The following is a 14,209-nucleotide window of genomic DNA, read 5'->3' as shown; positions in this document are numbered from 1 at the left end:
GCGACGTTCAGTCCTTGCATCCAAGCAAACTCTTCCAATAGAATTTTATCGATTTTTAATTAAACTATTTAAATTGTGCTGCGTGAAACTCCCTCCAAAAAATAGTCACCTGCAAGAGCGCTCTTGTTAATCGGCGTACTCTGCGCTTTAGGCGCTGGATTAGTGTGGGGCATGGTGTTTGTAACGCCGTTGCTACTAGCCGACTATCCAGGCATTGTTTTGTCGCTTGGGCGTTATCTAGCGTTTGGTCTGATTGCCATTATCCCGGCGTTAGTCGACAGCAAACGCATCGGAACGCTTAGGCGGGACGATTGGCGGGCCGCGTTAAAACTTTCATTGGTCGGTAATTTGCTCTATTACGCGGCGCTGGCAACAGCCATCCAACTGGCGGATGCACCGCTGCCGACGATGATCATCGGCACCCTTCCCGTCGTCATTTCAGTATGTTCAAATTGGTCACCCGGACATGGTGCGGACAGCGTCGCGTGGCGTCTCCTATTGCCCTCCGTCGCCATCATTCTGATCGGCTTGCTGTGTGTCAATAGCGCAGAATTAGCGCACATGAAAATCGCCACCCATCACCGCTCTGTATCCGATTATGTCCTCGGTTGTCTGATCGCTATCGCCGCTGTCGCCGCCTGGACCTGGTATCCTATTGTCAATTCACGCTACCTCAAGGCGAATCCACATATCAGCTCAACAACGTGGGCATCAGCGCAGGGACTGGCCACGTTGCCACTCGCGCTGATTGGCTTTCTCGGCTATTTTGTTTATCTGAAATTATCTGGCGATCTCTACCCATTTCCGTTCGGACCGCGCCCTGGGCTATTCATCGGGCTGATGCTATTGATCGGATTTTGCGCGTCGTGGATCGGAACGCTTCTTTGGAATAAGGCAAGCCAACATTTGCCGACCACGTTGCTAGCGCAACTCATTGTTTTCGAAACCTTGGCAGCATTGCTGTATGCGTTCATACTGCGCGGCACTGCACCGAGTGCGGCAGTTATAGTGGGGATAATATTATTGGGCACGGGCGTGATTTTGGGCGTCCGGACTTTTCAGCATCAGATACCGTAAAAATGAGACACCTTTAGGTAAGGTGAACCACCCACAATTTGCCATTAATCTGATATTTACTTCGATACTTATTCTGTTAAAAATGTCTTTTAAAAATTCTTTCGCTTCATCCAGGCGTGCAGCGTATGTGTCAGTAGGTATATCGCTTATCCTATTGATCATCGCGTGCTCGCCCACATTTAACTGGCGTCAGGTGCAAGGAAATGATGCCCCTTTTAGTGTTCTACTACCATCCAAGCCATCCACCTTTTCACGCTCGGTTGATCTGGATGGCATCAAACTGAACATGACGATGACTGCAACTGAAGTTGACGGTATCGTATTCGCTGTGGGCAGCGCAAAACTAAATGATATTAATCAGGCAACTTCGGCAATTCAAGCGATGAAAATAGCGCTCGTCAAAAATATTAATGGTAGCGTTAAGTCCGAGTCTGCCAGCGCTGTTTCCGGTGGTCCACAGGGCAATGTGAGCAAAATTGATATCGAAGCGCTCGGTCCCCCAGAAAATAACGGTCAACCGAAAGTGCTGTTCGCCCATTTAGAAGCTAAGGGGCAATACATTTATCAGGTCATTGTGATTGGTCCGCAAAAAGCGGTATCAACCGAGAGCGTGGAAACCTTTATGCAATCATTCAAAGCTAGCTAAAGGCGCCCTGCTTGGTTTGATTGTCGTGTTGCGACACCTCAAGAAAACCAATATCATAGTATTCATACAAGACTGAATAACCTTGCTCGGATGTAACGAAAAGTCACAATAGTGGCGACGACAAGAACAAACAGGTATCCTGAAGTCGTCTTTCATCAACAATAATATATGCTGAGGCTTTATGTTAATTACCTTTAAATGCAAGGCGTCACCCGACGTCACGATGTATGAGCAACATGTTCAACGCATTTTTGAATTGCTGCACAAAGAAGCCAAAATTGGTGTCATCACCGCCGCCGAAACCGGTCATGCAGTCGAGTTGCTGCAAGGTGAAATCGCCAGAACATCGGCGCACGAAAAATCGGCCGAAGTTGAGCGCGACGTAGTCGCCCATCACGGAGAAAATGGCGATGACCACGGTCACGAAACGACAGAACGCGTGGCTTACGCAGCACGCACGCGGCCATTGCTGGATATGTTAGTGGCAGCCAACAAGGCTGGAAACGACGTACTCTGGGGTATTTGAGAACGAGAAGATTAGTCTTTTAAGCGACCAAAACTCACTTTCAACAACCGCCCACTGCCAGGCAGTATCATGGCGTTTGTTGAAATGGCACCAACATCGGTATCAATTGCATGTAAAGTCATCCCATGCACGACCAATACCAAAATAGCAAATAAGTCGCAAAAATCGGCCACTAGGCCACTAAGCACCTAACAAGCGTCCAGATTGGCGCTCGATGGACTTTCCTTCTTGAGCTCGGTAAAGAAATAAAGCAACGCCACCAAAGGCATTGCAAGACCGAACCAAGACACCAAATTCCAACCACCGTGCGCATAAGCCCAACCGCCCACTGCAGAGCCAACTGCACCACCTGCAAAAAATATAGCCATATACAAGCCATTTAATCGACTACGCACCTCTCCGCCAAGCGAGAAAATAGCGCGTTGACCGAGCACTAAATTGGCCGATATACCCATATCCAACAGCAACGCCGACACAACCAACATACCGAGCGAAAAGTGCGATCCAGCCGTGCCAATATGTGCAACGGGATAGGAAATCAATACCAATACTATCGCCACCCCAGTTGCCGGTCGCGTCAAACCCCTATCAGCCAATCGCCCGGCGATCGGAGCGGCAATGGCACCCATCACGCCGGCTAACGCAAATAACGCAATACCGAATTGAGACAATTTGTACATCGGCCCTGTCAGTACCATCGGAACCACTGTCCAAAACATGCTGAAAACCGAAAATAACAGGGCATGATAAGCGGCACGACGGCGCAATATCGGCGTAGTGGTAAGCAATCCCCACATCGAGTGAAGCAAGCGACCATAGGCCATTCCGCTAGTTGGATAGCGTGGCGGCAAATGCCGCGTCAAAACTATCGCCAAAACACAAATCACCACCGCCGACATAGCGAACACGGCATGCCAGCCCCAAAAATTGGCAATCAGACTCGCCATCGGACGCGCCAACAGGATACCCAACAACAAGCCGCTCATCACGTTACCGACTACTTGACCGCGCTTTTCCGGTGCCGCCAGATAAGTAGCGTACGGAACCAGCACTTGCGCGGCAACCGAACTCACTCCAATGGCTAACGCGGCCAGCAAAAATTGCCATGCATTTTGCGAAAGTGCCGCGGCGATTAGCGCGATGACAGAGATAATTAACGCAATAACAACCAAACGACGATTTTCAATCAGATCGCCCAGAGGGACAACAAACAGCAGCCCAAGGCAATAACCTATTTGCGATAACGTGACGACTAACCCACCCGCCGCTGGCGATAAATGGATCGTCGCGCTGATCAGGCCAATGAGTGGTTGCGCATAGTACAAGTTAGCCACAATAGCGCCACAAGCGATCGCCAGTAATAGCGTAATCCAGGTGGGAATCGCGGCCGGTGCCAAAGTGCTGGCCGGTGATGCCGATGTTGCAGTCATACAGTTGCCTTTAAGATAAATATAATACGCATGCGATGCTTCAATTCTTTTACTACTGCGCAATAAGTAACGTGATCGCATGACGATGACAAACAAGAATTGCCTAAGAGGTAAACGAATTTACGGAATCGCAGCAAAAAACGGGCTAAGCGGTGGGCTAAGCGTGGATACACGCTTCCCCGCGTCGAAGCACCATAAGGAGCTAATGGCCAGAAAAATGCTGAAATAGGGGCCGTTCAGATCATTTTTAGGCGATTACCCTACAGTCCGACAGGCTCTTGGAATAGATGAGATAACGCATTACTTTAGCGGAAATCGACAGTCTCTGCCCGCAGCCGCCACGCATGCCGTTACAATCACGTCTTCACATTCGATGCGGCGACGAAAACCAATGTTGACAAGCTATTTTGGCATCACCAGTTTGGGCCTGTTTTGCGTGACTGTATTGCTATTAAATGCCACGCCCGGCCCGGACACTGCCTATATAATTGGTCGTAGCGTGGCGCAAGGTCGCTCCGCTGGCTTAATGTCTGCACTCGGCATTACTGCAGGATGTCTGGTTCATGGTACGCTTTCCGCATTCGGCCTAACGGCTTTGCTGGCCGCTTCTGCATCGGCTTTTATGATAATCAAGCTTGTTGGTGGCGGTTATTTGATTTACCTCGGCCTCAGAATGCTATTCAAAAAACCCGATCAATTGACCAAAGGCGTCCGAACCCAAGATGTGCGCGCACATGGTACGATTTTCGTCCAGGCGCTGATTACCAATGTACTGAATCCGAAAGTTATTTTGTTTTTCTTGTCATTTTTCCCACTGTTCGTAAAACCTGACTCACCGCATAAAATACTCGCCTTCTTAATACTGGGCGGGGTATTTGCGCTGATGTCGTTGTGCTGGAACAGTGGTACTGCAATGTTAGCTGGCACACTTAGCCGTCATGCCAGCAACAATCCTCATATCAAGCAATGGCTGGAACGCACCGTTGGCGCCGCTTTTATCGCGCTGGGTATCAAGCTTGCTCTCACTAAAGTTTAAGGCTGTTTAACACCAATTATGGACAAAAATAAAATTCGCGTCGTAAAGAAAGCCATCACACCGGCCTCGCCATCAACAACGCGCTCACCGGCAAGATCGCCGACGCCCTCACCGGCGCGATCCCCATTACAGTCGTCGCACCAGTCCCACCAGCCGGCACTTCAAGCTAAACCTGCTTCGAAGGTTCCTTCTTTACGGCCGGACGTAAAAAACAGATTGAATTTTTCTACCCTTAAAACTGAATCGCTAGCTTACGCATTATTGGGTGCGGGTCAGGCTATCGCTATGGTACGCGACGGTGCATCGTTACCGCAGGCGTTATCACAGGTATTTGCCCAATCCGCCGCGCCCGCCGCGACGCGAGGAGCGATCCAGGATATCGCATATAGGACCATGCGCAGCGTCGGCTTGGCCGAAGTACTGATTGCGGCATTGACCAGCAAAGCACCCGAACCGTCGCTGCTACATGGCTTGTTGTGCTGTGCACTAAGTTTGCTGGCCGAGGTCGACAAGCCCGCTTATGACCACTTTACCGTGGTGGATCAAGCCGTCACCGCGACTGCTTCAGACTTTAACATCGCACACGCAAAAGGCATGGTCAATGCGGTACTAAGACGCTTTTTACGCGAACGCGATACGCTTACCGCGGAAGCAAACAAAAATCCTTTGGCATTGTGGAATTATCCAGTGTGGTGGATTGACCAGATGCAAGCGGCTTATCCACAAGACTGGCAAGCAATTTTGACACGCGGCAATCAGCCGCCGCCGCTGACATTGCGCGTTAACCAACGCAAGATCAGCGTTCAAAAGTATTTGCAGCTCCTTTCAGAAAATAATATTGGCGCCCGCCAAATTGGTCCGGTTGCGGTACGTCTCGACAAACCATTACCAGTGAACCAAATTCCCGGTTTTGAAGATGGTTTGGCGTCAGTTCAGGATGCGGCCGCGCAATTGGCAGCACCCTTATTGGATCTTCAGGATGGCATGCGAGTGTTAGATGCTTGTGCCGCGCCTGGCGGCAAAACATGTCATTTGCTGGAACTGGCCGATGTCACGGTTACCGCGCTCGATCACGATGCCAAGCGACTGCAACGCATAGCGCAAAATCTGCAACGACTGCAGCTGAACGCAACGTTACAAGTAGGCGACGCGCGCATCGGCGCTCATCCTGACAACTCGGAAAGCGTATCGAGCACGACAAACGGCTGGTGGGATGGACAACAATTCGACCGTATTCTGGCTGACGTTCCCTGTACCGCCTCCGGTATCGTTCGCCGCCATCCCGATATTCGGTGGCTGCGGCGTGGGACAGATACCGACCAACTTGCAACACTTTCGGCAGATATACTGGACAACCTTTGGCAGATGCTACGACCAGATGGTAAATTGTTGCTCGTAACCTGTTCATTATGGCCGCAAGAGTCGGAGGCTCAAGCTGTGGCATTTGCACAACGCAATCAAGCTATCAGGTTGACCGCACCGGGCCAGTTAATACCGACAATGAGCGATGAGCAAGATCATGATGGTCTATTTTACGCCCTCTTCCAGAAAGCTTGAATTCTGACTGAGCGCTGATGATCGACAAATCATTTAGAGCAAGCAGCGTCATTAATGACAGATTAATGACGCTGCTTGAAAGCATGCAATCTTTCTAATTTACTCACATTATTCCCGGACTTGATCCGGCCCGAGAACAGTGACGCGACCTTTGGCACAACTATTAGACCTCTTTCGAAACCGTCGCCCAAGCGATGCTAATCTGGTCGATGTGAAGGCGTCCGGCTCTCAGCAATCGGAAGTTACTGCACTACATGCGGTTGACAAACACCGCACTACGCAGAATTTCTTGCGCCTGTCGCTGCTTGAGAACGTGCTGTTGAAGCTCCTATTCGCTTTCATGATGGCGCTGTCCTTTGGCACTGTGACGGCATACGCGGCTGATGGCGCCGACATGACGAGGGCGCGGATTGAAACCAGTGATGATGGTTACCGCCTTTCTGCGGCATTTTCGTTTGAACTCAATCGCGGACTAGAAGACGCCATCAATCGTGGCGTTCCGTTGTACTTCACCACGGAGGTCGAATTAACACGGCCGCGCTGGTATTGGTTTGATGAAAAAGCGATCAACGCCGCACAAACCATCCGCATTTCCTATAATGTTCTGACGCGTCGCTATCAAGCCGCTATCAATGGCAGTTTGCAGCAAAGCTTCGACTCGCTAGACGACGCGCTCTCCTTGATCCGCCGTCCCAGTCGCTGGATAATCGCTGACAAAGGCGCGCTACAAGTTGGCGAAATCTACCGCGTTGCCGTCCGAATGGGACTTGATCTGGCGCAACTACCAAAGCCATTCCAGGTAAACGCGTTGAATAATAGCGACTGGCGTCTTTCTTCCGACTGGAAGACCTTCAACTACAAGGCAGAGTAACGTGCCACGTGCAATCCGCTATTTACTGATCGTCGGTGGCGCGATCATCAGCATTCTTCTCTTTCTGCTCGCTTCGGCATCAGAGAATTCCGTTTTTTTCGACAAATACTACTCTTGGTTGTTTGGCCTCAATGCGCTAGTCGCAGTGGCGTTATTAGGCTTGGTCTGCCTTCTGCTGGGAAGACTCTATAGTCGTTACAAACGCGGCAAGTTCGGCTCGCGGTTGATGGCAAAACTGGTCTTGCTCTTTGCCGTGATCGGCATCTTGCCCGGCGTTATCATATATTTGGTATCGGTTCAATTCGTGTCACGCTCAATCGAGTCATGGTTTGACGTTCGGGTCGAGGCAGCATTGGAATCTGGCTTGAACCTCGGACGAGCAGCACTCAACTCATCTTTATCAGATCTGATTACCAAATCCAAGGGCATCGCCCTTGAATTATCTGAAGAGACAAGTTCCGGCCAGGTTTCCCAGTTGACGCGATTGCGCGACCAAAATATCGAAGCATCAATTCTTGCCAGCAATGGACAACTGATTGCTTCGGTGGGAGGACGTCTCGGAACGCTTTCGCCGGTTCTCCCGACATCTGCCATGTTAAGGCAGGCGCGACAAAGCCGTGGATTTTCAGCTATCGAAAGCGAGTTAGAAAATAGTGATGACATAGGAACGCCTAAAAAAACTAATCCAACCGATTTGTCTGCCTCATCGATCAACGAGGCAAATAACAATTTGCGTTTGCATGTCATCGTCGAAATTCCAGCACCGATCAAAACGTTATCACTACAAAATGAAACGCGTTTCCTGCAAATCTCGCAGCCCGTACCTTCTTATTTAGCGACCAATGCGGAGGCGTTACGGGCCGCGTCAAGTGAATATCAGGAGCGCTCTCTGGCTCGCTCCGGGTTACGTAAAATTTACCTCGTAACGCTCACTCTGACACTGCTACTCGCCATTTTTGGCGCCATCATTAGCGCATTCCTGATTGCCAGCGATCTTGCCAAACCACTCTTGTTATTGGCCGAGGGTACCAAAGCTGTGGCGGAGGGAAATCTATCACCGCGCCCCATCATTGCCACCTCCGATGAACTCGGTACGTTGACCCAATCGTTCAATATGATGACCCGACAATTATCGGATGCACGGGCATCTGTCGAAAAAAATCGTAACGAACTGGAAAATGCCAAAGCCTATCTGGAGTCGGTATTGGCGAACATGTCAGCAGGCGTCATGGTGCTTGATGAGGACTTTCATTTGGTCACCAGTAATCAATCGGTGCATCGTATTTTGCAATACGATCTGAGCCCACATATTGGCCAGCCGCTGAATATCATTGACGGTTTAGCTCATTTCGCGGAAATTATTACAAAGGCATTTTCAGAACAAAATGCACAGTTTGCAGCAGGAAAAATCGGCGAGAGCCGACTGCATTGGCAGCAACAAATTGAAATCCCCCGCAGAATCGATAATATCGACAGTGACGATATATCGTTGCTGGCACGTGGTTCGCGCCTTCCTGTAGAAAATCGGGATGGATACGTTGTGGTGTTTGATGACATCTCAGACGTTATTTCAGCGCAACGATCGATTGCGTGGGGCGAGGTTGCGCGTCGTCTGGCGCATGAAATTAAAAATCCGTTGACCCCGATTCAGCTATCTGCGGAACGACTCCAAATGAAGCTGGAGGATAAACTGATGACGCAGGATGCCGCAATTCTGAAGAAAAGTACCTCGACAATTGTGAATCAGGTTGCTGCCATGAAACGAATGGTGGATGACTTCCGCGATTACGCAAAAACACCGCCGGCAGTATTAAGCGCACTCGATTTAAACGTTCTGGTGGCCGAAATTTTGCACCTTTATGTCGCCGGTGATGAGCGCGATATGATCCATGCTTCATTGACACCAAACCTGCCGCATATCATGGGTGATGCTACGCAATTGCGCCAGGTGATCCACAATCTCCTACAAAATGCGCAAGATGCCGTGACAGATCCCACCGCAGAGGTCGCGGCACCACGGATTGACGTAGTAACCGAACGGATCAGTTATCAGGGTTCGGACGGTCAACCGAGTACCGCTGTGCGTTTTTCCATCACAGATAATGGCCCAGGTTTCTCATCTAAAATTCTGGCACGCGCCTTTGAACCCTACATCACATCGAAGCCACGCGGCACCGGTTTGGGTTTGCCCATGGTCAAAAAAATCGTTGATGAACATGGTGGACGGATCGACTTACGCAATCGCAGTGACACAAAGGGCGCAAAAATATTAATTTTGCTGTTAAAGTTAGCACCTAGTACATTCACTGGTGATGACAAAAAAATTATTTGATGTCCGCTCTTTCCTATTATTTGGCAGATTTTCTATAAAGTAGGACATCGGCGTTATAGGATGTATGCTTGGATATAGAAGCTGCGATATGCTGCAACGTCGGCCGCAGTGAAAATATACTGGACGATCCCAAGCGCCGCGCGATACTGAAAAGCGTGGGCATGCTTAGCAGATACTTCGGTTTCTAAAGAGTCGGTTTCATCCAGTCTGCCCAGAAAAAGCATTTCGTACGTGCAATCCTGTTGCTGCTGACTGTATGGAGACTGCGACGAAGGAATACCGAAATCAAATTGAACTGGGATAAATGAGAAAAGTCGGGCGGCGCACGTACCAAGCCTAAAGGTTGCGTAGTAAGATCCTTGTCAGAATTTAAGCGTGTAATCAAATTTTTAACAATTAAACACAAGCACAGAAATAGTGCTGCAATCGCATAAATTTGACCGGAATGTCCGGCTTAAAAATTATGATTGAATGCAACAGAAAATGGGAAAGCTAACGCATGGCTAATATCCTGGTCGTTGATGACGAAATGGGAATTCGAGAATTACTCTCCGAAATTTTAGGAGATGAGGGGCATGTTGTCGCGACCGCAGAAAACGCGCAGCAAGCACGTGAATTTCGGCAAAATGGCGTGCCTGATCTGGTGCTGCTAGATATCTGGATGCCTGACACCGATGGTGTAACCCTGCTTAAGGAATGGCAGCGTGATGGGCTACTGACAATGCCAGTCATCATGATGTCGGGTCACGCCACTATCGATACTGCAGTGGAAGCAACGCGCATCGGCGCTTTAAACTTTCTTGAAAAGCCAATTGCATTACAGAAACTGCTCAAAGCGGTGCAACAAGGCTTATCCCAAGGGCCTAAATCATCCCGTGCGCCGACCATGTTTGCGCAACCGGTTATTTCCAATGAAATGCCTGATCTGGTGAGTGGCAACAATTTTGGTGCTGCGTCGACTGCGGAAACGCCACATCTCTCGCCACTTCCCGTGGCAATGTTGACGTCAGACAATCTGTTTTCATCCTCGTTTGGTCTACCATTGCGTGAAGCAAGGGATGCATTCGAGCGCGCCTACTTTGAGTATCATTTAATTAGGGAAAGTGGCAGCATGACGCGCGTGGCTGAAAAAACTGGACTTGAACGCACGCATTTGTATCGAAAGCTCAAGCAATTGGGAGTCGATCCGGGAAAATTAACGAAAAAAGGCGGATAAAGCGATTTGTCTCTTCCGTCGCAATGCCTTGTGCCACCGATCCTGTCATCGATTTTGCCACCGTTTCTTACACTGGTAACCGGCCCGTCCGCAACCAGACGAGAAAGTGCCGTCTGGTTGTCGATCAAAACCGAGGCAACATCATTACAGCAAATGCCAGGAATCATCGGTGTCATCCTCGAAGGCCTGCCAGACGGTAAATCACCGCCGGAGCCAACGCATTTCACGCTTCACATCAAACGTGTCGCCCCTGGCTGTCTTTGTTGCATTGGCCTGCTTACATTACGGGTAACGCTGAATCGCTTGCTCCGTGATCGTCCTGCTCGGCTTTATATCAGTATCGCGGACGCCACGCACATCGATAAAATTCGCGCTTTGCTCTCCACTTCCCCGTACGACGAATGGCTCACCCTGACTGACGATATCGCCACTTAAATATCAATCCGTCCAATAGCCCTCACGATCGAAAACTCTCCAGACATTACCCGGTCGACTTAATCCTCAACCACCCTCACTTTGCGGTCTTATCCAGGCCTTTCACCAAACCGGGGGCATCGTCGCCAAGATTATTGGTACCGTTTTGAATCTAATCCGCAATCTATTACGTAAAAAATCACGTTACACACTGTCACACTATTTAGTATCGTTGCGACGAACTTCCCCCCTATGAAGCCACTCCAACATGCTCAAAAGTATAAATCATTAACTTTTATTGATAGTGAGTAACTATCCTCACCATTTAATAAAATCGATTAGCACTCTACAAGTGGGAGTGCTAGAATACCTGATCAAATCAGTATGGTTTACACCCTGTTGGCAGAAAATTCCATCTGATAGCTAGGAGAAACAATGAAAAATCCATCGGTACAGACTGCGTTAATCCCAGCCGAATCGGGCGCCTTAGCGCTTGGATTTTCGGGCACTTTAGGCAATATCGACGCCTATATTTCGGCTGTTAACCGCCTGCCTATGTTGACTCACGACGAAGAAATTTCGCTGGCTCAAAAATTACGTGAAAATAACGATCTGGCTGCCGCGCAAAAGCTCGTACTGTCTCATCTTCGTTTAGTTGTTTCTATTGCACGTGGATATTTGGGATATGGCTTACCGCACGCCGATCTGATCCAGGAAGGCAACATCGGATTGATGAAAGCCGTCAAGCGTTTTGATCCTGATCAAGGTGTGCGTCTGGTGTCCTACGCGATGCACTGGATCAAGGCCGAGATGCATGAATACATCTTGAAAAACTGGCGGCTGGTTAAGGTTGCCACAACCAAAGCACAACGAAAGCTCTTTTTCAATCTGCGTAGCCATAAAATCGGTCTCGACGCGATGACACCGACGCAAGTTGACGACTTGGCAAAAACGCTTAACGTAAAACGCGAAGAAGTCATTGAGATGGAAACCCGACTAACCGGTCGTGACATCGCTTTGGAAGCGCCAACCGATGACGACGATGATAAATTTGCACCTATCGCCTATTTGTCATCCGATATGCAAGAGCCGACCAAAGTGCTGGAAGCCCAACAATACGACCGTATGCAATCAGAGGGTCTCGAGTCTGCTTTAGGCAAATTGGATGACCGTTCACGCCGCATTGTGGAGTCGCGCTGGTTAGCGAATGACGATGGTTCTGGTGCCACCTTGCATGAACTGGCAAAAGAATTCGGTGTTTCCGCCGAGCGCATTCGTCAAATTGAAGCAGTGGCACTCAAGAAAATGAAAAGTTCTTTAGTGGCTTATTCTTAATTTATTTTATTAATAAGATTGAGTTGAATTGAATTAACTAAATCACTAAAAAAACAAAAAGCGCCGACTGGCGCTTTTTGTTTATAGCAATGATTTAAAACGCATCACCAAAATACCAGTTCGGATATTTATTCCTACACCCTTAACATTTATAGAATAATAATATTAAGACAGCAGCATTTTTAAATCATGCGCAATCGGATCTGGTCCCTGGCCATTGCGTACAAACAAGCGGATGTGACCTTCCGGGTCAAAGACGTAACTACCCGCCGTATGGTCCATCGTGTAACTACCCGACGTCTTGCCTGGTACTTTTTGGTAAAAAACGCGGAATTCCTTAGCGACTTTTTCAGTCGCCGCCAAATCACCATACAGCCCGAGAAAGCGTGGATCGAAAGCGGGAACATATTGGGCTAGCAGCGCCTGCGTATCGCGCTCAGGATCAACCGTCACGAACAACACTTGCACTTTATCAGCCAGCGGCCCTAACTCCTTCATCACGCTCGACAACTCGGCCATCGTCGTAGGACAGACGTCAGGACATTGGGTATAACCAAAAAAAACAACGACCACTTTGCCCTTAAAGTCAGCTAGCGTGCGTGGCTTTCCGTTATGGTCAGTCAGAGCGAAATCGCGCGCATAACCAAGGCCGGTTACATCCGTGTTAATGAATTTGCTGTTTTGTGGAGACAATGTCATTTCCTGACTACCGCCGCCAGAAATACCAGCACTGCCAGCACTACCAGTGGTTGCTGGCTTATCACCGCATGCTGCCACAGATAAGCCCATAGCAATAACAATGCAAGAAGCGGCAATTGGTCTTAAAACTGAGAAGAAACGTTTCATTCAGACTTTCAATAACGGACGCACCGTGCATCTCAAAATTTCAGGTAATGGTCAACCAATAGAGCAGCAAACAGCAGCGACAAATAAATGATCGAAAACGCAAAAGTTTTGCGCGCAATCAAGTCCGTGTAATGTTTGTAAATCTGCCACGCGTACCATAGAAAAATAGCACCCAGAATGGCTGCACTCACCAGATAAATCAACCCGCTCATACCGACGGCAAACGGCAGCATCGTGGTGGCAACCAATGCGATGGTGTAAAGCCAGATATGAAACTGTGTAAATTTCAATCCATGCGTAATTGGCAACATCGGCAATCCGGATTTAGCATAATCGTCACGGCGATACATCGCCAACGCCCAAAAATGCGGCGGTGTCCAGACGAAGATAATCAAAACCAGAATCCAGGCTTGCATCGGCACGTCATTTGCAATGGCTGCCCAACCCAAGGCAGGCGGCATTGCGCCGGATAAGCCGCCGATAACGATATTTTGGGGTGTCGCAGGTTTGAGGATGATCGTATAAATCACGGCATAACCGATAAACGTCGCTAAAGTCAGCCACATTGTTAAACCGTTAACAAAAGTATACAAAACCCAGCTACCAATTCCACCGATGACACCAGAAAAGATTAACGTCTGGGGAACAGTGATCTCACCCATCGCCATTGGTCGCCGCGCAGTACGCGCCATGCGTGAGTCAATTTCGCGCTCAACCAGACAGTTCACAGCAAAAGCAGCCCCTGCAAAAAGCCAGATACCAATCGTCGCAGCCACCACACGCTGCCAATCCGGAAGTGTAGGAGTTGCTAGAAACATACCAATAACGGCACAAAAAACTGCCAATTGGGTCACGCGGGGCTTGGTCAATGCCCAATATTGGGCCACGCGATTTCGAGGTGCGGTTATGGTCGTCATGCGGTC

At 49.2% G+C, this 14,209-nt stretch carries 13 protein-coding genes; 10 read left to right on the top strand and 3 right to left on the bottom strand.

Annotated elements, in window-relative coordinates; all coding sequences use genetic code 11:
* Positions 1-123: 123 nt before the first annotated feature.
* The 3 genes from RGU75_RS10445 to RGU75_RS10435 all read left to right on the top strand — a co-directional run bounded on the left by RGU75_RS10445 (position 124) and on the right by RGU75_RS10435 (position 2,249).
* Positions 124-1,077 carry a DMT family transporter gene (locus RGU75_RS10445; RefSeq protein WP_322235634.1) on the top strand — a complete coding sequence of 318 codons (954 nt, stop codon included), beginning with the start codon at positions 124-126 and terminating at the stop codon, positions 1,075-1,077.
* A 127-nt stretch (positions 1,078-1,204) separates the two neighbouring features.
* Positions 1,205-1,723 (top strand): hypothetical protein, encoded by a 519-nt coding sequence (locus RGU75_RS10440; protein ID WP_322235633.1) that lies wholly within the window; start codon positions 1,205-1,207, stop codon positions 1,721-1,723.
* Positions 1,724-1,904: 181 nt separating this feature from the next.
* Positions 1,905-2,249 (top strand): DUF1840 domain-containing protein, encoded by a 345-nt coding sequence (locus RGU75_RS10435; protein WP_322235631.1) that lies wholly within the window; start codon positions 1,905-1,907, stop codon positions 2,247-2,249.
* Positions 2,250-2,437: 188 nt separating this feature from the next.
* On the opposite strand, the gene RGU75_RS10430 is transcribed toward RGU75_RS10435, so the two are convergent.
* The gene (locus RGU75_RS10430; protein ID WP_322235629.1) at positions 2,438-3,679 is read right to left on the bottom strand and encodes an MFS transporter; all 1,242 of its coding nucleotides are present in this window, start codon (positions 3,677-3,679) and stop codon (positions 2,438-2,440) included.
* A 391-nt stretch (positions 3,680-4,070) separates the two neighbouring features.
* On the opposite strand from RGU75_RS10430, the gene RGU75_RS10425 reads away from it, so the two are divergent.
* From RGU75_RS10425 to rpoH, 7 genes are all read left to right on the top strand, one after another.
* The gene (locus tag RGU75_RS10425; protein ID WP_322235627.1) at positions 4,071-4,715 is read left to right on the top strand and encodes a LysE family translocator; all 645 of its coding nucleotides are present in this window, start codon (positions 4,071-4,073) and stop codon (positions 4,713-4,715) included.
* A gap of 216 nt (positions 4,716-4,931) precedes the next feature.
* On the top strand, positions 4,932-6,272 hold the full coding sequence (rsmB, locus tag RGU75_RS10420) for a 16S rRNA (cytosine(967)-C(5))-methyltransferase RsmB (RefSeq protein WP_322235625.1): 1,341 nt from the start codon (positions 4,932-4,934) through the stop codon (positions 6,270-6,272).
* Positions 6,273-6,612: 340 nt separating this feature from the next.
* Positions 6,613-7,143 (top strand): DUF4390 domain-containing protein, encoded by a 531-nt coding sequence (locus RGU75_RS10415; RefSeq protein ID WP_322240432.1) that lies wholly within the window; start codon positions 6,613-6,615, stop codon positions 7,141-7,143.
* 1 nt (position 7,144) lies between these two features.
* Positions 7,145-9,475, top strand: coding sequence for a sensor histidine kinase (locus tag RGU75_RS10410; RefSeq protein ID WP_322235623.1), 2,331 nt, complete (start codon positions 7,145-7,147; stop codon positions 9,473-9,475).
* A gap of 499 nt (positions 9,476-9,974) precedes the next feature.
* Positions 9,975-10,691 carry a response regulator gene (locus tag RGU75_RS10405; RefSeq protein WP_322235621.1) on the top strand — a complete coding sequence of 239 codons (717 nt, stop codon included), beginning with the start codon at positions 9,975-9,977 and terminating at the stop codon, positions 10,689-10,691.
* Positions 10,692-10,697: 6 nt separating this feature from the next.
* Positions 10,698-11,126 carry a GTPase gene (locus RGU75_RS10400; protein WP_322235619.1) on the top strand — a complete coding sequence of 143 codons (429 nt, stop codon included), beginning with the start codon at positions 10,698-10,700 and terminating at the stop codon, positions 11,124-11,126.
* 414 nt (positions 11,127-11,540) lie between these two features.
* Positions 11,541-12,440, top strand: a complete 900-nt coding sequence (gene rpoH / locus RGU75_RS10395; protein ID WP_322235617.1) for an RNA polymerase sigma factor RpoH — start codon at positions 11,541-11,543, stop codon at positions 12,438-12,440.
* 165 nt (positions 12,441-12,605) lie between these two features.
* Here the strand turns inward: rpoH and RGU75_RS10390 are convergent, their stop codons facing one another.
* The gene (locus tag RGU75_RS10390; protein WP_416186804.1) at positions 12,606-13,286 is read right to left on the bottom strand and encodes an SCO family protein; all 681 of its coding nucleotides are present in this window, start codon (positions 13,284-13,286) and stop codon (positions 12,606-12,608) included.
* A 32-nt stretch (positions 13,287-13,318) separates the two neighbouring features.
* Positions 13,319-14,203, bottom strand: a complete 885-nt coding sequence (gene cyoE, locus RGU75_RS10385) for a heme o synthase (protein ID WP_322235615.1) — start codon at positions 14,201-14,203, stop codon at positions 13,319-13,321.
* Positions 14,204-14,209 lie beyond the last annotated feature (6 nt).

The sequence above is a fragment of the Glaciimonas sp. CA11.2 genome (genome assembly GCF_034314045.1).
Lineage (GTDB): Bacteria > Pseudomonadota > Gammaproteobacteria > Burkholderiales > Burkholderiaceae_D > Glaciimonas.
Note: the sequence above shows the minus strand (reverse complement) of the source record. Positions and strands in the feature narration are given on the sequence as shown.